General features: G+C 65.2%; 24 protein-coding genes. 12 read left to right on the top strand and 12 right to left on the bottom strand.

The window, feature by feature from the left end:
• Positions 1–17: 17 nt before the first annotated feature.
• On the bottom strand, positions 18–332 hold the full coding sequence (locus tag ACXAEK_RS11065; RefSeq protein WP_475041919.1) for a DUF1272 domain-containing protein: 315 nt from the start codon (positions 330–332) through the stop codon (positions 18–20).
• A 280-nt stretch (positions 333–612) separates the two neighbouring features.
• Here ACXAEK_RS11065 and purE point away from each other — a divergent pair, with 280 nt between their 5' ends.
• Both purE and ACXAEK_RS11055 read left to right on the top strand, forming a co-directional pair.
• Complete coding sequence (gene purE, locus ACXAEK_RS11060; RefSeq protein WP_475041917.1) at positions 613–1,101, top strand: 5-(carboxyamino)imidazole ribonucleotide mutase; 489 nt, start codon at positions 613–615, stop codon at positions 1,099–1,101.
• Entirely contained in the window at positions 1,094–2,170 is a 1,077-nt protein-coding gene (locus tag ACXAEK_RS11055; protein ID WP_475041916.1) for a 5-(carboxyamino)imidazole ribonucleotide synthase, read from the top strand. The genes purE and ACXAEK_RS11055 overlap by 8 nt, the downstream gene beginning before the upstream one ends.
• Before the next feature lie 152 nt (positions 2,171–2,322).
• Here the strand turns inward: ACXAEK_RS11055 and ACXAEK_RS11050 are convergent, their stop codons facing one another.
• From ACXAEK_RS11050 to ACXAEK_RS11015, 8 genes are all read right to left on the bottom strand, one after another.
• A complete protein-coding gene (locus tag ACXAEK_RS11050; protein WP_475041915.1) occupies positions 2,323–3,471 on the bottom strand; it encodes an alpha-D-ribose 1-methylphosphonate 5-triphosphate diphosphatase in 1,149 nt (382 codons plus the stop codon).
• Entirely contained in the window at positions 3,468–4,244 is a 777-nt protein-coding gene (locus ACXAEK_RS11045; RefSeq protein WP_475041913.1) for an esterase/lipase family protein, read from the bottom strand. The genes ACXAEK_RS11050 and ACXAEK_RS11045 overlap by 4 nt, the downstream gene beginning before the upstream one ends.
• Before the next feature lie 46 nt (positions 4,245–4,290).
• Positions 4,291–5,148 carry a DMT family transporter gene (locus ACXAEK_RS11040; protein ID WP_475041912.1) on the bottom strand — a complete coding sequence of 286 codons (858 nt, stop codon included), beginning with the start codon at positions 5,146–5,148 and terminating at the stop codon, positions 4,291–4,293.
• A gap of 49 nt (positions 5,149–5,197) precedes the next feature.
• Entirely contained in the window at positions 5,198–6,511 is a 1,314-nt protein-coding gene (locus ACXAEK_RS11035; RefSeq protein ID WP_475041911.1) for an alpha/beta hydrolase, read from the bottom strand.
• A gap of 265 nt (positions 6,512–6,776) precedes the next feature.
• The gene (gene groL / locus ACXAEK_RS11030; protein WP_475041909.1) at positions 6,777–8,429 is read right to left on the bottom strand and encodes a chaperonin GroEL; all 1,653 of its coding nucleotides are present in this window, start codon (positions 8,427–8,429) and stop codon (positions 6,777–6,779) included.
• A gap of 66 nt (positions 8,430–8,495) precedes the next feature.
• A complete protein-coding gene (locus ACXAEK_RS11025) occupies positions 8,496–8,783 on the bottom strand; it encodes a co-chaperone GroES (RefSeq protein WP_475041907.1) in 288 nt (95 codons plus the stop codon).
• A gap of 192 nt (positions 8,784–8,975) precedes the next feature.
• Positions 8,976–9,977 (bottom strand): isopenicillin N synthase family dioxygenase, encoded by a 1,002-nt coding sequence (locus ACXAEK_RS11020; protein WP_475041906.1) that lies wholly within the window; start codon positions 9,975–9,977, stop codon positions 8,976–8,978.
• A 176-nt stretch (positions 9,978–10,153) separates the two neighbouring features.
• A complete protein-coding gene (locus tag ACXAEK_RS11015; RefSeq protein ID WP_475041904.1) occupies positions 10,154–10,825 on the bottom strand; it encodes a DUF2161 domain-containing phosphodiesterase in 672 nt (223 codons plus the stop codon).
• Positions 10,826–10,999: 174 nt separating this feature from the next.
• On the opposite strand from ACXAEK_RS11015, the gene ACXAEK_RS11010 reads away from it, so the two are divergent.
• From ACXAEK_RS11010 to ACXAEK_RS10990, 5 genes are all read left to right on the top strand, one after another.
• Positions 11,000–11,983 carry a TraB/GumN family protein gene (locus ACXAEK_RS11010; RefSeq protein WP_475041902.1) on the top strand — a complete coding sequence of 328 codons (984 nt, stop codon included), beginning with the start codon at positions 11,000–11,002 and terminating at the stop codon, positions 11,981–11,983.
• Positions 11,984–12,018: 35 nt separating this feature from the next.
• Positions 12,019–12,999 carry a TraB/GumN family protein gene (locus ACXAEK_RS11005; RefSeq protein ID WP_475041900.1) on the top strand — a complete coding sequence of 327 codons (981 nt, stop codon included), beginning with the start codon at positions 12,019–12,021 and terminating at the stop codon, positions 12,997–12,999.
• Positions 13,000–13,117: 118 nt separating this feature from the next.
• Positions 13,118–14,038 carry a manganese-dependent inorganic pyrophosphatase gene (locus ACXAEK_RS11000; RefSeq protein ID WP_475041899.1) on the top strand — a complete coding sequence of 307 codons (921 nt, stop codon included), beginning with the start codon at positions 13,118–13,120 and terminating at the stop codon, positions 14,036–14,038.
• 468 nt (positions 14,039–14,506) lie between these two features.
• A complete protein-coding gene (locus ACXAEK_RS10995; RefSeq protein WP_475041897.1) occupies positions 14,507–15,265 on the top strand; it encodes a helix-turn-helix transcriptional regulator in 759 nt (252 codons plus the stop codon).
• Positions 15,266–15,317: 52 nt separating this feature from the next.
• Entirely contained in the window at positions 15,318–16,064 is a 747-nt protein-coding gene (locus ACXAEK_RS10990) for a helix-turn-helix transcriptional regulator (RefSeq protein WP_475041896.1), read from the top strand.
• 130 nt (positions 16,065–16,194) lie between these two features.
• Here ACXAEK_RS10990 and ACXAEK_RS10985 read toward each other — a convergent pair whose 3' ends face one another.
• Positions 16,195–18,132: a methyl-accepting chemotaxis protein gene (locus ACXAEK_RS10985; RefSeq protein WP_475041895.1), complete on the bottom strand. Its 1,938-nt coding sequence runs from the start codon at positions 18,130–18,132 to the stop codon at positions 16,195–16,197.
• Between the two features lie 162 nt (positions 18,133–18,294).
• Between ACXAEK_RS10985 and ACXAEK_RS10980 the strand changes: the two genes are divergently transcribed.
• Both ACXAEK_RS10980 and ACXAEK_RS10975 read left to right on the top strand, forming a co-directional pair.
• On the top strand, positions 18,295–19,170 hold the full coding sequence (locus tag ACXAEK_RS10980) for a TIGR01459 family HAD-type hydrolase (RefSeq protein ID WP_475041893.1): 876 nt from the start codon (positions 18,295–18,297) through the stop codon (positions 19,168–19,170).
• A 200-nt stretch (positions 19,171–19,370) separates the two neighbouring features.
• On the top strand, positions 19,371–19,814 hold the full coding sequence (locus ACXAEK_RS10975; protein WP_475041892.1) for a MaoC family dehydratase: 444 nt from the start codon (positions 19,371–19,373) through the stop codon (positions 19,812–19,814).
• 473 nt (positions 19,815–20,287) lie between these two features.
• Here ACXAEK_RS10975 and ACXAEK_RS10970 read toward each other — a convergent pair whose 3' ends face one another.
• A complete protein-coding gene (locus ACXAEK_RS10970) occupies positions 20,288–20,674 on the bottom strand; it encodes a VOC family protein (RefSeq protein WP_475041890.1) in 387 nt (128 codons plus the stop codon).
• 124 nt (positions 20,675–20,798) lie between these two features.
• Here ACXAEK_RS10970 and ACXAEK_RS10965 point away from each other — a divergent pair, with 124 nt between their 5' ends.
• From ACXAEK_RS10965 to ACXAEK_RS10955, 3 genes are read left to right on the top strand one after another with little or no spacing between them, the layout of a single operon-like run.
• Positions 20,799–21,731, top strand: a complete 933-nt coding sequence (locus ACXAEK_RS10965; RefSeq protein WP_475041888.1) for a bifunctional riboflavin kinase/FAD synthetase — start codon at positions 20,799–20,801, stop codon at positions 21,729–21,731.
• Between the two features lie 5 nt (positions 21,732–21,736).
• On the top strand, positions 21,737–22,207 hold the full coding sequence (locus tag ACXAEK_RS10960) for a YcgN family cysteine cluster protein (RefSeq protein ID WP_475045249.1): 471 nt from the start codon (positions 21,737–21,739) through the stop codon (positions 22,205–22,207).
• A 24-nt stretch (positions 22,208–22,231) separates the two neighbouring features.
• Positions 22,232–23,266 carry a threonine aldolase family protein gene (locus ACXAEK_RS10955; RefSeq protein WP_475041886.1) on the top strand — a complete coding sequence of 345 codons (1,035 nt, stop codon included), beginning with the start codon at positions 22,232–22,234 and terminating at the stop codon, positions 23,264–23,266.
• Positions 23,267–23,358: 92 nt separating this feature from the next.
• Here the strand turns inward: ACXAEK_RS10955 and ACXAEK_RS10950 are convergent, their stop codons facing one another.
• Entirely contained in the window at positions 23,359–23,952 is a 594-nt protein-coding gene (locus ACXAEK_RS10950) for a DsbA family protein (RefSeq protein WP_475041884.1), read from the bottom strand.
• Between the last annotated feature and the right edge of the window lie 37 nt (positions 23,953–23,989).

Raw genomic sequence — 23,989 nt, 5'->3', positions numbered from 1 at the left:
CGGGGCCGAGCAGCGCCCTAGCGCTCCTCCGGCTTCAGGTGACGGATGCGCGCCACATGCGCCGCGATATCCTCGCGTGTGAATTTCGAATGCACCCGTTTACTACTGGCCGGCTGGTTCGCCCGCCCCAGCTTCAGCGCCTCCCGCCAGGCCCGCTTAGGCCGGATCGGCCGCGGCGCAAAACCGCCGCCGCAGGTCGGGCAGACATTGTGCAGCTCCCGCTCAACGCAGTCCGTGCAATAGGTGCACTCATAGCTGCAGATCCGCGCATCCGCAGCCTCCGGCGGCAGATCCTTATCGCACAGCTCGCAATTGGGGCGCAGTTCCAGCATCTTATCCTCCCTGGTCCAGCTGCCACCCTGCCCGCGGTTCTGCCCCGGCACAAGCCTCTCCGGAACAGCCCGCGCCGCGCCTGCGTGCGGCGCCACGCCCAACGGCAAGGCGGTGCAGCCTGCCTGCATCCCCGCGCGGGCGGGAGCCGCCCCCTGCGGCATAGCGGCATCGCCCGCAAAACAAGGCAAACCGCGCTGGAATCCGGCCCAACCCGGATTGCACCATTGCCCAATTTCCCTATAGTGCGCGCTCCACAAGCCGCGACAGGAGCCACCATCCATGGGTGACATCAAAGTGGGCATCATCATGGGCAGCCAATCCGACTGGCCCACCATGAAGGAAGCCGCCAATATCCTCGATGAACTGGGCGTTGAATACGAGGCCAGGATCGTCTCCGCCCACCGCACCCCGGACCGGCTGTGGAGCTACGGCAAATCCGCCGCAGACCGCGGCTTGCAGGTGATCATCGCAGGCGCCGGCGGGGCGGCCCACTTGCCCGGCATGGTCGCCTCCAAAACCCGCGTCCCCGTCGTGGGCGTGCCGGTCCAGACCCGCGCCCTCTCGGGCGTCGACTCGCTTTATTCCATCGTGCAGATGCCCAAGGGCTTCCCGGTTGCCACCATGGCGATCGGTTCCGCCGGTGCCGCCAACGCAGGCCTGATGGCAGCGGGCATCCTGGCGCTGCAGGACCCCGCCCTGGCCGAACGCCTGGACACCTGGCGCGACGCCCTCTCCGCCTCCATCCCTGAGGAACCCTCCGATGACTGATGTGCTCGCCCCCGGTTCCACCATTGGCATCCTCGGCGGCGGCCAGCTCGGCCGGATGCTCTCGGTTGCAGCCTCCCGCCTCGGCTTCAAGACCCATATCTTCGAACCGGGCGCCAACCCGCCCGCAGGCCATGTCGCCGACCGCGTGACAACCGCCGGCTATGAGGACGCAGAGGCACTGGCCGCCTTTGCAGCCTCTGTCGATGTGATCACCTATGAGTTTGAGAACATCCCGACCTCCGCGCTGGACCTGCTGGAATTGCAAAAGCCGATCCGCCCGGGCCGCGAGGCGCTGCGGATCAGCCAGGACCGCCTGACGGAAAAGACCTTCCTGCAGGACCTCGGCCTGCAAACCGCGCCTTTTGCCGACATCACCGACCAGGCCAGCCTCGACGCGGCGCTCGCAGACATCGGCGCGCCCTCGATCCTGAAAACCCGCCGTTTCGGCTATGACGGCAAGGGCCAGGCCCGCATCAAGTCCCCGGAAGACGCCGGCGAAGCGCTCGCCGCCATGGCAGGCGCCCCCTCGATCCTGGAAGGCTTCGTCAATTTCAGCCACGAGGTCTCCGTGATTGCCGCCCGCGGCGTGACCGGCGAGATCGCCTGTTTCGACCCCGGCGAAAACGTCCACCGCGACGGCATCCTGCACACCACCACCGTGCCCGCCAAGCTGACCACCGGCCAGCGCATGGATGCGGTGCTGATGGCGGGCAAGATCCTGAACGCGCTGGAGTATGTCGGCGTGCTGGGGGTTGAGCTGTTTGTCACACCCCAGGGCCTGATCGTCAACGAGATCGCGCCCCGGGTGCACAATTCCGGCCACTGGACCCAAAACGGCTGCACCGTGGATCAGTTCGAACAGCACATCCGCGCCGTGGCGGGATGGCCGCTGGGCGACGGCCAGCGCCATTCCGACGTGGTGATGGAAAACCTGATCGGCGACGACGTGGACCGTATCCCGGAGCTGGCGAAAGAGGCGGACTGCGCCATCCACCTCTATGGCAAGGCCGAGGCCAAGCCGGGCCGCAAGATGGGCCATGTGAACCGGGTGGTTCGGGCGGAAGGCTGACGGTTTGGGGCGCAGCCCCAAACCCATCCTCGACTTGGGGCTCTGCCCCAAACCCCGGGATATTTCCAGCCAGAAGAAACAAGCCCGGTGAAAGCGGCCCCGCCGGTTTCACGCGCCGCAAGGGGGGTCTTTTGGCCTGACGCGCGGCGCAGCTACCCCAGGAACCTGGACGCAACCTCGCCGGACAAATAGCTCACACGCCCGCCGGACAGTGTCGCCGCAACCCGCAGGCTCTCCTTGTCCAGCACCACGATATCGGCCCGTTTGCCTGCCTCCAGCCTGCCGCGGTCCGCCAGCCCCAGCACCTGCGCAGGGCCCTCTGACACCAGCCGCCAGGCCCCCGCCAGATCCAGCAGGCCGGAACGTTCCAGCATCAGCGCCGCACGGCGCGGGCTGGGGTAGTGATAATCCGAGGCCAGCGCATCGCACAGCCCCATGGCGATCAGCTCCACGGCAGAGGCGTTGCCCTTGTGCGAGCCGCCCCGCACCACATTGGGTGAGCCGAGGATCACCGGATCACCTGCCCCCCGCGCAGCTTCCGCCGCCGCCAGCGTCTCGGGGAATTCGGCAATCCGCGCCCCGCGCTCGCGCCAGACGGCACGGTCCTCAGCGGTCTGGTCGTCATGGCTGCCAAGGCGCACATCCAGCGCCGCCAGTTCGCGGCACAGCGCATCCAGCCTGCCCGGCACCTCATCCCGGCGCGCGTGCATGTCCTTCAGCATCTGCCAGTGCACTTCCGGATTGCGCCCCGCCTTCAGCGCCTGACCGGTCAGCCGCGGCGGCTTCTTGCCCGCCGCCAGCCGCTCATGCGGCAGGTGGTCGTTGAACACCACATAAGGCACCTGCCACTGCGCCACCTTCGCAGCCAGCCCGGCGTAATCCTCCAGCATGTGGATCTCGAACCGCAGCTGCGGCAGCAGATCAGTGACGACAGAGCCGCGCACCGCCTGGATGCCCTCAAACACCTGCGCCGCAAACTCAGGGCCGCGCAAGCCGCCCTCCCAGGAGTAGAACTGCGCCAGCACCGCAGTGGTGATGCCGTTGGCCGCCAGCTCAGCCTCCGCAGCCGCAATGCCCTCGCCCATCTGCTTCATAGCGCCGCGGCGCGGTGCCAGGTGGCGTTCGAACCCGTCGCCATGCACGTCCACGATCCCCGGCAGCACCAGATAGCCGGACAAATCCACGGCTCGCCCGGCGGGCGCATCCGCCACCAGCCCGCCCGCGATCGCAATCTCACCGCCGCGCTGCAGCCCGCCGGGGCGCAGCACATCACCGCCCTGCAGGGTCAGTTCCAACGTCATTCTTCCGCCTCTTCACAGCCGCCATTCAGCTGGCAAGCCTCGCTGATAATCTCTTCCACCGCCGCCAGCCAGCCCAGGCTGGGCTCAAACCGCCCTTCCTCCAGGAAATGCAGCGCCTGCGCCATCACTTGGGGATTGTTCATCATGTAGGTATGGGTGACCGGCAGCGTCAGATGCGCCGCCATGCCCGCAACCTTGGTGCTCTCGACCGAGACCTTGCCATCATCCGCCCCTGGAATGAGCGCAGAAAACAGCGGGTTCAGCGTCTCGCTGCCCGCAATCACCCCCAGCTCGAACGCCACCGGAGGCAGCTGCTTGGGCAAGCTGTTCTCACCTGTGCCCAGCTGCAGCCCGGCGGGGCCGTTCAGATAGCCGAAGACCTCCCAGCCGCCCAGCTCATCCACCAGCTCGCTGCCCTGGTTCGGCGGGCCCATCATCACCACCCGCCCCAGGTTTTGCGGCTGGTTGTCCTGCAGCCAATGCCGCAGCAGAATGCCGCCCATCGAGTGGGTCACCACATGCGCTGTCTCCCCGCCGCAGGCAGCAAAGGCCGCGGGCAGCGTCTCATCAGCCAGCACCTGCACTGGCTCCTCCGTCGAGGGATAGCCCGGCCGCACCACAGAGTATCCGCGCGACTGCAAGACCTCCTCCATCACCGCAAATGACGTCTCGGAACGCGCCAGCCCATGCAGCAGGATCGCGCAATCGGCTGCCGCCGGCAGCGGCAGCAGCGCCGCAGCAGCGGCAAGGAGGGGGTTCAGAACGTCACGCATGACGCCCAGATAAGCTTAAGCGGCGGCGCAGGGAAGCCCCCGGTTCCTACTTCGCCGCCTGAACCTTGCGCGCAGGCGCCCGCAGCACCACCAGCGCAATGCCGCCCAGCACCGCCGCGCTGCCAAAGACCAGCCGCAAACCGATCGCCTCACCCAGCAGGGCAGCCCCGGCGAGGATCGCAATCACCGGCACGCTCAGCTGCACCGTGGCCGCCACCGCGGGCAGGATCTGCGGCAGCAGCCGGTACCACAGCGCATAGCCCATGCCTGAGGTCACCGCCCCCGACAGCACCGCCAGAGACGCGCCGTAAACGCTCACCGTGCTGCCGCCGAGCCACAACGCAACCGGCAGGAACATCGCGGTGGACCACAGGAAATTCACCGCCGTTGCCGCCAGCGGCTGCGCCGCGCCGCGCCCCAGGATGCTGTAGATCCCCCAGCCCAGGCCTGCCGCCGCCATCAAAAGCGACGCGCCCAGCGGCACCGCACCGGAGCCATCGGGCCAGACCACATAGGCCAGCCCCAGAAAGGCCAGCACCGCCCCCGCCATCTGGCCACCGCTGACTGGCGTGCCCCGCAGTGCGCCCCACAGGAACATCGACACCTGCACCACCCCAAACAGCACCAGCGCCCCAAGGCCCGCATCAAGCTGCTGATACGCCAGTGAAAATCCGGCAATGTACAGCGTCAGCGCCGCCCCGCCCTTCAGGCTTGCCCCCAGGCCCTGGCGCACCGCCAGCCCCTGCATCCGGCACAGCAGCACCAGCACCGCCGCGCCTGAGGCCAGCCGCAACAGGCCAAAGCTGCCCGCATCCATATGCCCGGCGCCAATCGCCATCCGGCTGAGGATGGAGTTCGCGGCAAAGGCCGCCATGGTCAGGGAGACAAGCAGAAACAGGCGCATGGCACAGGGCTACCGCGCCGCGCCGTGAGGGGCCAGCGCAAACCGCATGTCAGCGCCCTTCTCTGGCGTATTCCAGATCCAGGTCCGGCAGCCGCTCCAGCGGGTAATCGGGGTGCAGCGTCCAGATGTTGTCATGGTCCAGCTCCAGCGGCCGCAGGGTGCCGCCCGGGAACGCCCGCGTGCGCAGCGCCAGGGCGATATCCGACATCGCGCCCGGATTGTCGCGGAAATAGGAATGCCCGGCCCCGCCCGCCCCCTCGACGCGGATGAAATGCACCAGCCCCACCTTCTTCAGCGAAGCCAGCTCTCCGGGCGCAAAATCCTCTGCATCCAGCCGTCCGAACCGCGCCTCCCGCGTCAGGATCGAGGCAAAGGCCAGCGCCTGGTCATCCGGGTTGATATAGACATTGACCTGCTCGAAGGCCGCAAAGACCCGCTCGCTCATCAGCCGCTGCCGCACGATACCCACATCCAGGTCCGGCGCCGCCAGGATAAGTGTGCCCGTTTTCAAGGTCAGTTTCGGCTGCCGGCCCCGGCCGCGCTCGCGGATCACCAGTTCGCGCAGGGCAGTGGTGGCCAGGTCCGAGCCGCGGGAATGGGCCACGATGTCGATATCCTCCACCTCCGGCACCGAGGCCAGCAGGTCCAGCGTCTCCTTCAGGTGAAACACCGAGAAATCCCCCGCCTCCCGGTCGCGGAAATACTTCAGCAGCCCGGGATTGCCCGCAGGCCAGGAAAACGCCATCGGCACCGACCGCCGCCCGGCGTAGTGCCAGATATTGGCCAGCGTGGTCAGCGCCTCCTCGAAATCATTGTTGAACCCATGCACGAACAGCAGGATGCGCCCGGATCCTGCCCGCCGCACCTCTGCCGCCACCGCGCTGCGGAAGGCCGCCGCATGGGCGGCGTAATCCCGCGCCGCCTGCGCCTCCGTCACCACCCGGCCATCGCGCCGCTCTGCCGCCAGCGGCGTCTTGGCAAACCGGATGCTGTCGCGAAATCCCGCCACCTTCAGCCGCGGCAGCCGCCCGCCGCTGCCCGCATGGGTCAGCGCCACCAGCTCCGGCCAGTCCGCAACCCTTGTGAACTGCACCTCGGCGGTGCCGAACCCCATGGAATCCGACCGTTCGGACAGATAATTCACTGTGCCGTCCCCGTTCAGCCGCTGCGAGCGGTTGGTGACATAGAGCAAACGCGGCGCAACGGTGCGCTGCGCCGGCGGCACCCGCTCCGCCTGGTAGTTCTGCCCGGTTGAATAGAGGTTCGGCGGCTTGGCCAGCCGGTCCACCGGCGACACCGCACAGCCCGCAACCAGCAGCGCAAGCAGCAGCCGGGCCAGCCTCCGCCTTGCCGGTTTTGCCATCTGCCGGACCCTCCCTGTTGCGCGTCCCCTAACAGCTAGCGCGCAACCGCCTGTCCAGCCAATGAAAACTTCGTGTCAGCAGATGCCCCCCGCTGCACAGGGGAGAACGCCGCACAGCACTGCCGCTTTCCTAACCCCCCGCTTCTTTCTGGTCCAAAATACTCCCGCCGGAGGCAGACCCGCAAGGCGGGCCACCCTTGCCGAAAAACGAAAAGGGGCCGCCTTTGCAGGCAGCCCCAAAGTCATCCGGATGGATGGCTGATGATTACATCATGCCGCCCATGCCGCCCATGCCGCCCATGTCGGGCATGCCGCCGGCTGCGCCTGCGCCTTCTTTGGCGGGCTTGTCGGCAACCATGGCTTCGGTGGTGATCAGCAGGCCTGCAACCGATGCCGCGTCTTCCAGCGCGGTACGGGTCACTTTGGCCGGGTCGATCACGCCGAAGGAGAACATGTCGCCATATTCATCGGTCTGCGCGTTGTAGCCAAAGGCGCTGTCTGCGGATTCGCGGATCTTGCCCGCAACAACCGCACCGTCGACACCTGCGTTTTCAGCGATCTGGCGCAGCGGCGCTTCGATGGCCTTGCGCACGATGGCGATGCCTGCGTTCTGGTCGGAGTTTGCACCCTCGATGCCGTCCAGCGCCTTGCCGGCCTGAACCAGGGCAACACCGCCGCCAACGATCACGCCTTCCTGCACAGCTGCGCGGGTTGCGTTCAGCGCATCGTCCACACGGTCCTTGCGCTCTTTCACTTCCACTTCGGTCATGCCGCCGACGCGGATCACGGCAACACCGCCTGCCAGTTTGGCAACGCGTTCCTGCAGCTTCTCACGGTCGTAGTCCGAAGAGGTCTCTTCGATCTGGGTGCGGATCTGGGCAACACGTGCTTCGATCTCGGCCTTCTCGCCAGCACCGTCGACGATGGTGGTTTCGTCTTTGGTGATTTCGATCTTCTTGGCGGTGCCCAGCATGTCCATGGTCACGGACTCGAGCTTCATGCCCAGATCTTCGGAGATCACCTGGCCGCCGGTCAGGATCGCGATGTCCTGCAGCATGGCCTTGCGGCGGTCGCCGAAGCCCGGTGCCTTGACAGCAGCAATTTTCAGGCCGCCGCGCAGTTTGTTGACAACCAGGGTTGCCAGCGCTTCGCCTTCAACGTCTTCGGCGATAATCAGCAGCGGCTTCTGCGACTGGATCACCTGCTCCAGCAGCGGAACCATCGGCTGCAGCGAGGACAGTTTCTTCTCGTGCAGCAGGATCATGCAGTCTTCCAGATCTGCAATCATCTTGTCCGGGTTGGTCACGAAGTAGGGGGACAGGTAGCCGCGGTCGAACTGCATGCCTTCCACAACGTCGGTCTCGGTGTCGAGGCCTTTGTTTTCCTCAACGGTGATGACGCCTTCGTTGCCGACTTTCTGCATCGCGTCTGCGATCTGACGGCCGATTTCGGCTTCGCCGTTGGCAGAGATGGTGCCAACCTGCGCAACTTCGTCGCTGTCTTTCACGTCACGGGCAGAGGCCTTGATGGCTTCGACAACTTTCGAGGTCGCCAGGTCGATGCCGCGCTTCAGGTCCATCGGGTTCAGGCCGGCAGCAACCTGCTTCAGGCCTTCTTTGACGATGGCTTGCGCCAGAACGGTTGCGGTGGTGGTGCCGTCGCCGGCTTCGTCGTTGGTGCGGGAAGCAACTTCCTTCACCATCTGGGCGCCCATGTTCTCGAACTTGTCTTCCAGTTCGATTTCCTTCGCCACGGACACGCCGTCCTTGGTGATGCGCGGTGCGCCAAAGGATTTGTCCAGAACCACGTTACGGCCTTTCGGGCCCAGGGTCACTTTCACGGCGTCGGCCAGAATGTTGACGCCTTTCAGCATGCGGTTGCGGGCATCGGTGTCGAATTTGACGTCCTTAGCAGCCATTTTTCACTCTCCTAGAGAAATTCTGTAATTGTCAGCGAGTTAGGGGATCAGAGAAGCCTTAAGGGCTTACTCGATGATGCCCATGATGTCGCTTTCCTTCATCATCAGCAGCTCTTCGCCGTCGACCGAAACTTCGGTGCCGGACCATTTGCCGAACAGGATCTTGTCGCCGGCTTTCACAGCCATTGCGATCAGCTCGCCGCTGTCCTTGCGCGCGCCTTCGCCGGTGGCGACAACAACGCCTTCGCTCGGCTTTTCCTTGGCGGAATCGGGGATGATCAGGCCGCCCGCGGTTTTTTCTTCGCTTTCGGTGCGGCGCACCAGCACACGGTCATGAAGCGGTTTCAATGCCATCTTTGCAGCTCCTTAAAGGCTCAAAGGTTGTTATCTCATTCCGCCCCCGCTCCCTGGCAGGGGCCGTTATCACTCACACCCGGCGAGTGATAACGAGGGGAAGCTAGGAATGCCCCGCGGCCTTGTCAACAGGGGAATCGGCAAAAAATGAGGGGCGCCGCAGCGCCCCCTGTTTTTCCTTGATTTACCGGCTCAGGCCGCCTTGTCTTTCAGGTGCGGAAAGCTGTCCTTGAAGCGGCCGAACTTGTGCACGCCGCAGGTCACCGGCTGATAGCGCGCAGGGTTCTCTGCACTGACGCAGCTGTCCAGCGGCTGGAACACCGCCTCCGCATCGGCGTCGATAAAGAACGGAATCGAATAGCGCTCCCGGCCCGAGGCATTCACCACCCGGTGCAGGTTTGCCAGATACAGATCATTGGTCAGCCGCTGGATCAAATCGCCGATATTGATCACGAACGTGCCGGCAATCGGCGGCCCCTCGATCCATTGGCCGTCGCGGTTCATCACCTGCAGCCCGCCCACATCATCCTGCGCCAGGATGGTCAGGCTGCCGTAATCCGTATGGGCGCCGATCCCCATCACGCTCTCGTCGATCTGCCCTTCCTGCGGCGGGTAGTGCAGCAACCGCTGGATGGTGATCGGATCCTGCATCCTGGGCGCAAAGAAATCCGCCTCCAGATCCAGGCTGACCGCAATCGCCCGCATCAAGCGCTGCGCCAGGCCTTTCATCTCCTCATGGTAGCCATAGACCGCCTGCTGGAATTGCGGCCGCGCCGAGGGCCACAGGTTGGGGCCAAAGAACGGCGTGCTGCCCGCCGGGCATTCCGGCCCGATATCAAAGCATTCCTTCAGGTCCTTGGTCTTCTTCGGATCGGTGTTCTCGCCGAAGATCTCGATATAGCCGCGCAGGGCCATCCCGGATTTCGAGATATGCAGGTCCATCTTGTCCTGCAACGGCAGGTCAAAGAACGCCCGGGTCTCGTCAAAGGCGCCATTCACAACCGCCTCCGGCACCCCGTGGTTCTTGACGTAAAAGAACCCGACGTTGGTCAGCGCCCAGCGGATTTCCCTGGCCACCTCAATCAGGCTGCCGCCCGTGTTCAGCGCGCCGATGTCGATCACCGGGATTTTGTCGAAAGAGACCCGCTGTGCCCGCAAGCGGTCCTGAAGCCGGTCGATGTCCTGAGTTGCCATTGCTGTCTCCCCTCGTGCAAAGCTGGCGCAGTCATCGGCGCAGACCCGCTATTGCTCAACAGGAAAAAAATGCAATTCGCATGAGCTGAATTAAACCGAAACTTATGAACCCTTATAAAAACAAGGTGATCCTTCCAGCGTACACATTAGCACACCAAAAGCGCATCCGCAGATCATCATTCCGCCTCCCAGCTCTCTGCCCAATGCACCAGCCCCTCGCGGCCCGCCTCGGTCAGCTGGTAGATGCCGGTCTCCACCCTCTCGAACCAGCCGTAATGGTTCTTGGCCATCAGCTGGGTGGCCCGCGCCACGCCAGTGGCCTTGGCCACATGCGCGCCCTTGCTGGCGCCCGCCCCGGCCAGATGCGCCGCACAGGCCAGCGCGTCCTGGCGGTAGGCGGTGACAATCCCGTGCCGGGTGGCGCCGCCCGCGTTCGGGTCGCCGCGCAAGGCCTGAAACTCGCGCAGCAGCCGCGCCTGCTTTTTCTTCGACTTGCGCGGGGCATAGGGGCCGGGATCGCAATGCACCTCTGCCCGCCCGTCCGCCAAGACCGTGATCAGCCCCAGCCCCAGCCGCCGGCACATCGCCAGATTGTCCTTCATCATCCGCCGCGCCTGCCGCCCCCCGGGCCGCGGCACCGCGATATAGACATGATCGGTGATGGCCAGCCGCGCAACCGCCTGATGAAACAGCGACAGCGAAAACTTCAGCTTCAGCTCAACAATCACCGGCGGCTCCTGGCCGCGCACCGCCACCACATCGGCCGCCCCCACCTCGCCCTTGACGGCATAGCCCTGGGCTTCCAGCAGCGCCTTCACCGGCGCATAAAGCTGATCCTCGCGTTCCATGCCCCATGACTGGCAGGAAGCGCGCGCCTTGGCAACTCAGCACCGCGCGCCGCAGGGTTTTGGCCGGGCCCGGGGCGTTTGCCATTGCCGCGCCCCCTGCCCCGCCCTAGGGTCATATGTTCAGGCCGCAGTTTGCTCAGGCCTGCGTTCCGGAACCCGGGGAAAGGGCATTTGATGAAATCCATTGCACTGGCACTTGCCCTGGCCCTGCAGGCCTCTGCAGCGCTGGCCGCCTGCCGCGGCATCGACTACCGCGACCACTTGCCCGCCGCCACCCAGGAACGGCTGGAGCGCGAAATGGCCGCCACCCCGTTTTCCCGCGGCAACCACTGGGTCGCCACCAAGGGCCCCCGCACCATTCATGTGATCGGCACCATGCACGGCGGCGACGCCCGCATGGCCAAGGTGATGCGCACCCTGCGCCCGGCGCTGGCCGCGGCCCAGGCAATCTATCTGGAAACCGCAAACGAGGATCTGGAACGCCTTGAAACCATGCCCGCCGCGATGACCCGCAGCTTCCTGCTGCCCAAGGGCCAGGAGCTGCGCCACCTGCTGCGCCCCCAGGCCTGGGAGCGCTTCATCCTCACCGCCCAGGTGGCCGGGGCCAATCCGGAAACCATGAACCGGATGCAGCCCTGGGCGATTTCCATGTTCCTGGTGCAAAGCGGCTGCCGCCCCTACGGTTTTGGCCTGCGCCGCGGCCTGGACGACCGGATCGCCGGCTTCGCCCAGCGCAAGCGGATCCCGCTGGGGGCGCTGGAAACGCCGGAGCAGGCGCTGAAGGCCATCGCCAGCCTGCCGCTCAGCGACCAGGCCCGGATGCTGGAGCTGGAACTGGAGCTGGTGCAGTCGGACAAGCCCGAAGACGCCACCCCGGTCGAGGCTTATTTCGACCAGAGCGTCTGGACCTCCTTCATCCTCGCCCCCTGGATCAGCGCCCAGTACAGCAGCTTTTCCGGGGCCGAAACCGCGCGGCTGTGGCGCCAGTACAACCGCCGCCTGCTGGATGACCGCAACCGGCGCTGGATGGCGCCAATTCTGGCGGCACAGCAGGACCGCATTGTGGTCGCCGTCGGCGCCGCCCATCTGCCGGGCAAAAACGGCGTTTTGAACCTGCTCAAATCCAAGGGCTTCAGCCTCTCCCCGGCGCCGTGGTAGGCAGGCCTTCCCGGCAAATTCAGGACCAGACAATCATGCGGCTCATTTTTTACGTGTTTTTTCTGCTGCTGCCCGCCGCGCTGTGGGCGGGCTGCACCGGCACCGATCTGCGCACCACGCTGAGCGCCCCGGAGCGCGCCCGGATCGAAGCCCTTACCGCGGCCGCGCCCTTTGCCGAGGGCAACCACTGGATCGCCCGGCGCGGCGCCCGCACGGTGCATGTGATTGGCACCCTGCATATCAATGACCCGCGGATGGAGGCCCTAGCCGCCCGGCTGGCGCCTGTGGTCCGGCAGGCAGACGTGCTGCTGATGGAGGCCAGCCCCAAGGACAAGGCCGCGTTTGAGGTCGAACTGGGCCGCACGCCCTCGCTGGTGCTGATCACCGAAGGCCCCAGCCTGATCGACCGGCTGCCCGCCGCCGAATGGGAGGATCTGGCCGCCAGGGTCCGCAGCCAGGGCATCGCCCCCTGGATGGCGGCCAAGATGCGGCCCTGGTTCCTGGCAATGTCGATGGCCTTTCCGCCCTGCCTGCGCCAGGACAAGGACGTCAAGCGCGGCCTTGATCTGCGGCTGGGCGTGCTGGCCGAAGACGCCGGCGTGCCGGTGCAGTCGCTGGAAGACCCGATGAGCGTTATCAGGATGATGGACGCCGACCCGCTGGAAGAACAGGTCCGCCAGCTGCGCGCCTTTACCGCCCTGCTGGGCAGCGGCACCGACGGGTTCATCACCACGGTCGAATCCTATTTCGACCAGCAGTCGCTGTCCGCCCTCCTTGTCAGCGAAAGGGACTTCCTGAACAGCGGCGCCCTGACCCGCGCCGAACGCGAGACCCTGTGGGCTGAGGCGATGGACGGGCTGATCGACCAGCGCAACCGCGCCTGGATCCCGGTGATCGAGGCCGCCCGCGGCAACCGCATCGTGGTCGCCGCCGGCGCCCTGCACCTGCCTGGCGAGGCCGGCATTCTGAACCTGTTGCAGCAGCAGGGCTACAGCCTGGAACGGGCCCCGTTCTGACCCCTGCCCTGAACACAGTGCCGCATTGCAGCATCAGCGGGGTGACAAGCCTGCGCGCCAGCCCTATAAGGCGCGCAAATCCCGCATTTCCGACCTTATGCATGAACAGGACAGCCCCATGACCATCCAAGTTTTCGGCCACAAATCCCCCGACACCGATTCCACCGGCTCCCCCATTGTCTGGGCCTGGTACCTGAACGAGGTGAAAGGCGTGGCCGCCGCCCCGAAACTGCTGGGCGAACCGAACACCGAAGCCGCCTTCATGCTGCAGCGCTGGGGCCTGGAGAAACCGGAAATCATCGCCGACGTGGCCGATGATGCGGCGGTTGTCATCGTCGACACCAACAACCCGGCAGAGCTGCCCGCCAACATCAACGGCGCTGACGTGCAGGCGATCATCGACCACCACAAGCTGGTCGGCGGCCTGGAAACCAAAGGCCCGATCGACATCACCATCCGCCCGCTGGCCTGCACCGCCACCATCATGCACGACCTGATGGGCGACGATGCTGCCAAGATGCCGGAAGCCATCAAGGGCGCGGCGCTGACCTGCATTCTGTCCGACACGCTGGAGTTCCGCTCCCCCACCACCACCGCCCATGACAAGGCCGTGGCCGAGAAGCTGGCCGCGGATCTGGGCATCAACATCTCCGAATACGCGGCTGAGATGTTTGCCGCCAAGTCCGACGTCTCCTCGTTCTCCGATGCAGAGCTGATCCGCATGGATTCCAAGGAATACGAAGTCGACGGCACCAAGTTCCGCGTCTCCGTGCTGGAAACCACCGCGCCGGGCGTGGTGCTGGACCGCAAGGCCTCGCTGATGGAGTCGATGGTCTCGGTTGCGGCTGAGGACGGCGTCGATCAGGTGCTGCTGTTCGTGGTCGACATCCTGAACGAGGAAGCCACCCTGCTGGTGCCGAACGACCTGGTGAAAACCGTGGCCGCCAAATCCTTTGGCGCCGATGCCGTCGGCGACACCGTGGTGCTGCCGGGCATCATGTCCCGCAAAAAGCAGATCATCCCGAACCTGAAAGTCTGAGCCCGCTTGGACCGGACAGTAAAAGGCGCCCCGAGGGGCGCCTTTTTTCTTGTCAGGAAAGTCTTGGTCCGCTCTCGAAACCGCTGCCCGGCTGCCCCGGCCAAAGACGGGCAGCCGTGTAATACAGGCCGCAGCTTTGCAGCAGCGGCCCGGCGGGAAAATACCGGTGCCTGCCGCCGAAAATGGTTCCCGGCAAGTGCGCAGCCAGAACCCGCCCTTCGCCAGGCCCGGGATCATCTGTAGCCCCGTCAATAAGGGGCTGCCACCACTCACTCAAAACTCGCGCACCCGCCGGAAACGCTGGTCCGGGCCAATAGCCGGACGCGAAAAAGACATTGCCTGATCGCCTTTGACGGGCCAACCTAGGGATATTCATAGGGCTATGAATTCTTCTAAGGCTGGACGCCGCACCGGCCTGCCCGGTTAAATTGCGGTAGATTTTTGGTTGGTGCCCTTATGAAAAACGCCTTGATTGATGCTTTGGACAAGCTGCTGCATCCGCAGGATCCCGGCGCGCGCTGGCAGGCGGCGCAGGATCTGGCCGGGCAGATGGGGGTAAAAAGCATCCTGGTGGCGGAGATCAACGGCACGCTCAAGGAAATCGGCTGGATGAACACCGATATGCCCAGCGCCTGGATGGACGAATACCTGAGCCAGGACTACGTCAGGGTGGACCCTTTTGTCCAAGGCCTGGCGGACCGGCCAGGCAGCATGCAGCTGGACTGCGGCGTGCTGCGCCGGGATCAGGCGGGCAGTGTCCGGGAATGGGCGCTGAACCACGGCATGAAGGACGCGGGCTTTGGCGGTATGCATTGCGCGCGCTACGGCGGGGCGGACAGTGCGGCAGACGGGGCAGCAGACAATGCTGCGGGCGGGGCCGGGAAATTTGTGACCCTCGCCTTTGAGGACAGCGCCGCAGGCGCCAAGGCGGCCTCGCCGCTGGAGATGCAGCTGTTTTCCGCCCTGCTTGCCAGCACCATCGGACAGGATGCGCCGCCGCCTGCGGAACGCTACGGCGGGGGGCCTGCGCCTCTGCTGACCACCCGCCAGCGCGAGGTGCTGTCCTTGCTGGCCGAGGGCATGATGACCGCCCGCATCGCCGAGACGCTGGGCCTGTCGGAGGCCGCGGTCTCGCTGCATTTCGCCAATGCGCGCAAGGCATTGGGGGCCACGACCCGCGAACACGCTCTGGCCCTGGCGCTGAAACAGGGGCTGGTGCCGCTCTAGCCGGAGAGACAGGCGCACAGAGCAAGGCGCAAGCATTAAGGGGCTGAAAGTAATGAAAAATGCTCTGATCGATACATTGGACACCCTGCTTTGCCCGCAGGATGGCCAGGGCCGCTGGCAGGCGGCGCAAAACCTGGCACGGCAGATGGGGATCAACAGCCTCCTGGTGGCCGAGGTCAACGGCACCCTGAAGGACATCAGTTGGATCAGCACCGACATGCCGGACAGCTGGATGGAGGAATACCTGTGCGAGGGCTATATCGAGGTGGACCCGCTGGTCGAGGACCTGGCGCAACGCTCCGGCAGCATGGTTCTGGAATGCGGCGCGCTGCGGCGCGGCGCGGAGGTCGCGGACGAGGTCGCGGACAAGGCCCGGGCCTATACCCACGGGCTTAAGGCTGCCGGATTCACCACCCTGCATTGCACCCGCTTCGGCCCGCCGGGCGGCGCCGGAAAATATGTCACGCTGGGCTATGAGGCGGATTTCCGCACCGCCTGCAGCAGCAGCCCGCTGGAGATGCAGTTGTTCTCCGCCCTGCTTGCCAGCACCATCGGACAGGATGCGCCGCCGCCTGCGGAACGCTATGGCGGGGGGCCTGCGCCGCTGCTGACCACCCGCCAGCGCGAGGTGCTGTCCTTGCTGGCCGAGGGCATGATGACCGCCCGCATCGCCGAGACGCTGGGCCTGTCGGAGGCCGCGGTCTCGCTGCATTTTGCCAACGCGCGCAGGGCACTGGGGGCCACAACCCGCGAACACGCTCTGGCGCTGGCGCTGAAACAGGGGCTGATCTGGCTGTAACAGGTTCAGCCCCGCTTAGAGGGCAGTCCTGAAAACGAGGCCGCAACGGGCCTGCGGCAGCCCGTTTCCAGACTGCCGCAAACTGTCATTGCCTTTTGGCCCCGCCGCCCCTTCGGCCTGCCGCCTGCCCTCAGGCAGAGCGGGCTTCCGGTGCGTCCTCTGCCGGCGGCCAGGCCTCGCTGCCGTCGTTGAAATCTTCCCAGCGGGTGTCCCCGGCCGCATCGCCGTATACGCCTGCGTCCGCTTGCGCGGCAAAGGCCGGCTCCGCCTCTGCCGGGACGTCCGGCTGCTGCCAGGCTGCAGCGTCCGGCTGCTGGGAACCGGCGGCCTCCAGCCCGGCCCCGCCCTCGCGCAGGACGAACTGGCCGACCAGCCGGTTCAGCCCCACCGTTTCGCCGTTCATGGAGCGGATCGCAGCACCGGACTGCTCCACCATCGAAGCGTTCTGCTGGGTGACCGAATCCAGCTGAGAGACACCGATGTTGATCTCGTTGAGCCCCTGCGCCTGTTCGGCGGATTCGGAGGAGATGCCTGCGACCAGATCGGCGATATTGGTAACCTGGGTGACCACCGTGGACAGCGCCTTGCCGGCGCCATCCACCTTTTGCACCCCGTCCTGCACATGGGCAGAGCTGGCGCTGATCAGCACCTTGATTTCATTGGCCGCATCCGAAGACCGCTGCGCCAGCGCCCGCACCTCGGAGGCGACCACGGCAAAGCCGCGGCCGACCTCGCCCGCGCGCGCGGCCTCAACCCCTGCGTTCAGGGCCAGAAGATTGGTCTGGAAGGCGATGTCATCAATCACACCGATGATCTGGCTGATCTGGTTGGAGGAGTTCTCGATCTCGTTCATCGCCGCAATGGCGCCCTCGACCACCCGGCCGCTGTGCTCCACATCGGTGCGCGCGGTCTCCACCGCGCCCTGCACCTGCTGCGCGTTGCGGGCCGAGGAGTTGACGCTGGCGGTCATCTGCTCCAGCGCGGCAGCGGTCTGTTCCAGCGTGGCCGCCTGGCTTTCGGTGCGCGCCGACAGGTCCTCCGACGCGGTCCGGATGTCGTCCGACTGGCGCTGAATGCGGGCACCGGACTGCACCACGTCGGACATCAGCTCATTCAGCTTGTCGACGGTCTCATTATAGTGTTCCCGCAAGGGGCCGTAATCGCCATTGAATTCCTCGGCAATCCGGTCGCTGAGGTCGCCCTGGGACAGGCGCTGCAGCCCGCTGCGCAGCCGTTCGATGACCTTTTCGCTCTCTTCGCGCAGGGTGTTCTGCTCCTCCAGCGCTGAAATCACCCGGCCCGACACGGCGTCGATATCCTTGGCGATTTCCCCGAAATCATCGGCCCGCATCCGGTCTGCGACCTTGAGGCCCAGGTCGCCCTCGGCCACCTCGCGCAGGGCGCTCCGCAGCCGGGCGATGGGACGGATGATGGTCAGGGTCACCTGGCGGGAGTTGCGGGCAATCACCAGCAGTGCCAGCGCGGAAAACCCGATCAGAATATACAGCAGCTGCATGTCATGGGCGCGGGCGCTTTGCGCGGTCTCCTCGGCATAGGTTTTGATATCCTTGCCCAGGGGCGCCAGCAGCTGGTTCAGGGCGCCGTATTCTGCCTGCAGCTGAGGCAGCGCCGCCTGTGCCGCTGCGGTGTCCTGAAAGGCCAGGCCTGCAACATTCCGGGCCGCCTCGATAAATGTTTCTGACGCGGGGGCGAGGGCCGTTACCTGGCTGCGGATTGCCTCCGACATCTCAACCTTTTGCAAGGCGGCAACAGAGTCCCGCAGGCTGCGGATGTCGCTGGCGAGCTTGGCCGTCAAATGATCCCTCTTGGCCGCCGGCGCCGCCGGGCCGGCCAGCAGCGCATGCACCACGCCTGCCTCAATCGCGTCGTGCATCTTGTCGGCCATCAGCTCATGCCGGATGATCGTGGTTGCGCTGATCTGCCGTTCCAGCTCCAGCTCGCTTTGCCACAGGCTGTAGACGGCCATCGCCGCAAGAACCAGGACAGAGACTGTCGACATCACACCGGTAAAGACCAGCCGCGTTTTAATGGGAAGATTTCGGAACATCGCTAACACACCATAGAGTTGCCTGACGATCACCCTATGCGAGAGTTATTAAGAAACCCTTGGGCCGCCGCCGCGGCGCCCTGCCCGGCCCTGCGCCACTGGCCTTCCGCCGCCGTCTCTGCCATAGCTGGCCGCAACCGAAACACGCGCGAAGGCCCGGCCATGACCCAGATCGTCACCTCCCTTTCCGACATTTCCAGCCGTTACAAGGCGCTGTTCGTGGATCTGTGGGGCTGTGTCCACAACGGCATCACCGCCTTTCCCGATGCGGTGGCGGCGCTGAAGGCCTACCGGGCGCAGGGCGGCATCGTGGTGCTGGTGACCAACTCGCCCAAGCCGCGCGCAGGGGTGGCGGCGCAGCTGGGGCAGTTCAACGTGCCGGATGATGCCTATGACACGATCTCCACCTCGGGCGATTCTGCGCGGGCGGCAATGTTCACAGGCGCGGTGGGAAACAAGGTCTATTTCATGGGCGAATGGCAGCGCGACGCCGGGTTCTTTGAGCCCTTGCACGTGATCCATAACCCGGTGAAAATCACACGGGTGCCGCTCAAGGAGGCTGAGGGCATCGTCTGCTGCGGCCCCTTCGACACGATGGCGGATCCGGAGGTGAACCGGGCGGATTTCCTCTATGCCAAGCAGATGGGCATGAAGCTCTTGTGCGCCAATCCCGATATCATCGTCGACCGCGGCGAGACGCGGGAATGGTGCGCGGGGGCGCTGGCGCGGCTTTATACGGAGATGGGCGGCGAGAGCCTGTACTTTGGCAAGCCGCATCCGCCGATCTATGATCTGGCCCGGCTGCGGCTGCAGGAAGTGGCGCCGGGGATTGCCGATTCCGAGATCCTGGCGATCGGCGACGGGCCGCATACGGATATTGCCGGCGCCATGGGGGAAGGCATCGATTCCCTGTTCATCACCGGGGGCCTTGCGGCCAGAGAGACAAAGACATCAGTCCAGCCGGATGCGGATGCGCTGGCAGCCTATCTAGCGCAGGAGCAGTCTGCCCCGACCTATGCCATTGGTTTTCTGCGCTAAATCCGGCAGCAATCATCGCTTACGGCCAAGCTGGCCCTGCGCCCCTGCCCGCACCGGGCGGGGTTTTCCTTTGTCAGAAATCACTTGATTTTCTGCAGCTGCAAAGTAATAAAGTTGCGCAAGCGGCCAATCCGGCGCGCAAAAGTTACAACGCCGAGCGGTCAAGTGATGCGATCAGGGCCGGGCGAACGGAGGATGAGATGTTGGACAACATGCCGCGCGGAACCATCTGCATCGAAGACATCGAGATGGGCATGGTGCGCTACCTGCGCAAAGTCATCACCGATGAGGACATCGAGAAATTCGCCCAGGTGTCGACCGACCGCAATCCGGTGCATCTGGACGACGACTATGCCCAGGACACCATCTTCGAGGGCCGCATCGCCCATGGGATGCTGACCGCCGGGCTGATCTCAGCCGTGATCGGCGAGCAGCTGCCGGGACATGGCACCATCTACATGAGCCAGTCGCTGAAGTTCCTGGCGCCGGTGCGCCCGGGCGACCTGGTGCTGGCGGAGGTCGAGGTGACCGACATCGTGATCGACAAGCGCCGCGTCAAGCTGGACTGCCGCTGCATGGTAGACGGCAAGAAGGTGCTGGTGGGCGAAGCCATGGTGATGGCGCCCTCGCGCAAGTTCGACTGAGCCGGGTGCGGAACCTGGGCAGGGGGCGTTGCCCCCTCGCGCCTCTGGCGCTCACCCCCAGGGTATTTCGGACCAGAAAGAAGCGCATGGGTGCCTGATGCCCCCTGCGCGCAGCAGTATGAGCCGCCGGGGCGGTATGCCCTTGGCGGTTTTTCTGTGCCGGTTTGTGCTGTTTCGTTCGCTTCCGTTGTTGCGCTGTGTCCCAATTAAGGGGGCGGCGCCGCCGGGTGGAGGTGGACAGACCCCGCCGGGGGCCTGCTCGGACAGGATATCCTGGACGACCCCCTTTTTATCAGGGCCGGTCTCCGGGTGTTACGCAGGCAGCCGCACAGATGCCTGCGCCTCGTATCATGGCCCATGCGCGGAGCCATGGCGGGTGAACGCGATCAATTGGGAGTATGGCATTTACACGTGAGGATTGCGTGAAGGGGGCGTACGGCGGGTGTGCAACGGGAGGCGGCCTGAAGAAGGCGTCAGTCAGGCGGGTTGTGGCATACGGCCTCAATGTTATGGCCGTCTGGATCGCACACAAAGGCGGCGTAGTAATGCCTGTGGTAGTGCGGCCGCAAGCCGGGCGGGCCGTTGCAGGCACCGCCCGCTTGCAAAGCCGCGGCATGGAAAGCCTCAACCGCAGCGCGGTCCGGCGCCGCCAGCGCGACGTGCAGCATGCCGGCCGTTGCGTTCTCCTCTGCCAGCCAGAACCAGGGCCGGGCATCGCCAAAGCCGGCCAGATTGACGCTGCCGGGGTCAGTCTTGGGCGTCGTAAACAGCCGTGTGATGCCCAAAGGGCCAAACGTCCGGTCATAGAATGCCACAGATTTTGAAAAATCTGCCACGCCAAAGGCGATGTAATCAATCATGTGTCGTTCCCGGATCCACCGCAGGGTAAGGTGTAGCCGGATTTGCCGAGGCGGGGAACCGGCTTTGGTCCTCGCCCGCCACTGGCCGCTTGAACCGCCGCGCGGCTGCGGATAGGCATGCGCTATGCGTATCGTCAGAGATTATGAATTCGTCGAAGATCAGGACCGGGGTGCCACTGTTGCCATCGGCAATTTCGACGGCGTGCATCTGGGCCATCAGTCGGTAATCGAGCTGGCCCGCAAGGCCGCCCCCGGGGCGCCCCTGGGGGTGATGACGTTTGAGCCGCATCCGCGCGAGTATTTTGCGCCCGATGCGCCGCCGTTCCGGCTGATGCGGGCCGAGACCCGCGCCCACCGGCTGGAGAAGCTTGGGGTGGAGCGGCTTTATGAGCTGAATTTCAACACCGCGCTGTCGAGCCTGAGCCCTGAGGAATTTGCCCGCGACGTGATTGCCGGGGGGCTGGGGCTGCGCCATGTGGTGGTGGGCGCCGATTTCTGCTTTGGCAAGGGGCGCGCGGGCAATGCCGCGGACCTGCAGCGCTTTGGCGCGGAGTACGGATTCGGCGTCACTATTGCGCCGTTGATGGAATATTCCGCCCATGCGGTCTCCTCGACCGCGATCCGCAATGCCTTGAGCGAGGGCCGGCCTGCGGATGCCAAGGAGATGCTGGGCCATTGGCACCGCATCGAGGGCGTGGTGATTGGCGGCGAACAGCGCGGGCGGGAGCTGGGCTTTCCGACCGCGAACATGTCGATTGACGGGCTGCATCAGCCGCGGTTCGGGGTTTATGCGGTGCTGGTTGACGTGCTCGACGGGCCGCATGCGGGCAGCTACTTTGGCGCGGCCTCCATCGGGGTCAGGCCGATGTTTGACGGCGAGGTGCCCAATATCGAGACCTTCCTGTTTGATTTCTCCGGCGACCTTTACGGCGCGACGCTGTCGGTGGGGCTGGTCGCCTTCCTGCGGCCGGAGCTGAAGTTTGACGGGCTGGATGCCTTGATTGAACAGATGGACGCGGATTGCGCCACGTCGCGCGAACTCCTGGCGGCGCTATGAAACCGGTGAAGGACGTCATTGACCGCTCTGGCCTGGGCAAGCGGTTCTGGGAGAAGAAGCCGCTGGACAAGCTGAACCAGAAGGAATGGGAAGCGCTTTGCGACGGCTGCGGTAAATGCTGCCTGAACAAGCTGGAGGATGAGGAGACCGGCGCGGTGGCGCTGACCCGGGTGGCCTGCCGCCTGCTGGATGACAGCACCTGCCGCTGCGCCCAGTATCCGATCCGGCACCAGTTCATCCCGGAGTGCATCGTGCTGACGCCGCAGAATCTGGATACCCACGCCTATTGGATGCCCGAGACCTGCGCCTACCGGCTGCTGTGGCAGGGCAAGCCCTTGCCCGAATGGCATCCGCTGCTGACCGGCACGCCTGAAAGCGTGCATGAGGCCGGCGTTTCGGTGCGCGGCTGGACGGTGTCGGAGTTCGAGATTTCCGAAGACGAGTGGGAAGACCACATCATCGACGAACCCACCTGAATTTCATCCGCAGGAGTAACCCCCATGCATTTCGCCTCTGACAATTCCGGCCCGGTTTCGCCTCAGATCATGGAGGCCCTGGCCAAGGTGAACAGCGGCTATGCCATGGCCTATGGCGCGGATCCGGAGATGGCGGCGGTCACGGCACAGATCCGGGAGATCTTCGAGGCGCCGGAGGCGGCGGTCTATCTGGTGGCGACCGGCACCGCGGCCAATGTGCTGGCGCTGTCCACCCTGACCCAGCCCTGGCAGACCGTGTTCTGCACCAAGCCCGCCCATATCAACATGGATGAATGCAACGCGCCGGAGTTCTTCACGGGCGGCGCCAAGCTGACGCTGGTGACGGAAGCCGACAAGATGACCTCGGCGGATCTGCGCGCCGCCATTGAGGGAGAGGAAACCCGCGGCGTGCACGGGCCGCAGCGGGGGCCGGTGTCGCTGACGCAGGTGACGGAATTCGGCACCGTCTACAGCGTTGCGGAGCTGGAGGCGGTTTGCGCCGTTGCCAGGGAATACGGGCTGCCGGTGCATATGGACGGCGCGCGCTTTACCAATGCGCTGGTGTCGCTGGGCTGCACGCCTGCGGAGATGACCTGGAAGGCGGGTGTGGATGCGGTGTCCTTCGGCGGCACCAAAAACGGCTGCATGGGGGTGGAGGCTGTGATCTTTTTCAACCCTGCACACGCGCAGGAGTTCGAGTACCGGCGCAAGCGCGGTGCGCAGCTGTTTTCCAAGCACCGCTATCTGTCAGCGCAGATGCTGGCCTATCTGAGCGGGGATCTGTGGCTGGAGAATGCCCGTGCCGCCAATGCCAAGGCTGCATTGCTGGCCGAGGGGCTGCGTGCGGCAGGGGCGGAATTCAGCCATCAGCCGCAGGCCAATATGATCTTTGCCGCCCTGCCCCGCGCCACGCACCGGGCGCTGTTTGAGGCCGGTGCGGCCTATCACCTGTGGGACGGCGGCATGGAGGGGCCGGACGCGGAGCTGGTCACTGCGCGCTTTGTCTGCGACTGGTCGCTGCCGGAGGAAGATATCCGGGCGTTCCTGCCGCTGCTGTGAGGCTGCAAGGGGGCTTTGCCCCCCGGCCCGTTACGGGCCTCACCCCCAGAGTATTTTAACCAGAAAGAAGCAACGGGCTTAGGGTTCTGGCGCTAGTGGCGGCCCTGCGCCCAGAGCAGCGCGTCCTCCAGCCGGTCGTCGCCCCAGAAAACCTCACCCGCCACAACAAAGCTGGGGGCGCCGAAGATGCCCAGCGCCATCGCTTCCTCGGTTGCGTCCGCCAGCATCTTGACGGTCTTGTCTGACACCGCCTCAGCCATCACCCGGGCCGGATCCTGGCCCGCGGCCTGCAGGCTGGCGCTGAGGTTCGGGTCTTCACCCGCGGGCTGGCCGGCCTTGAACCAGCAGCGGTAGGCGGCCTGGGTATAGGCCTCTGCCCAGCCCTCAGCCGCGCCCAGCGCCGCCACCTGGTTGGCCAGCACCAGTTCCGGCAGCGGATAAGGCGCGGGCAGGCGCACATGCAGGCCATAGCGCCCGGCGCGGCGTTCGATGTCGCGCCACATATAGGCGCTCTTTTCCGGCTTGTCCTTGAACGGGATGTTGTGCTGCACCGTCATCACATGGCGCACGTTGAAGGGGCGCCAGCGGACCGGAACGCTGGCCTGCGCCGCCGCATCGCCGATGCGCATCACGGTGAGGTAGCTGTAGGTGCTGCCGATCGAATACCAGAAATCCAGTCCGGGCATGGGAGCCTCCTGTCACTCTTTACCTGCGGTAGAGATT

This window comes from Leisingera sp. ABM4_101, assembly GCF_056158725.1.
This window is presented reverse-complemented; position numbering and strand designations above follow the sequence as displayed.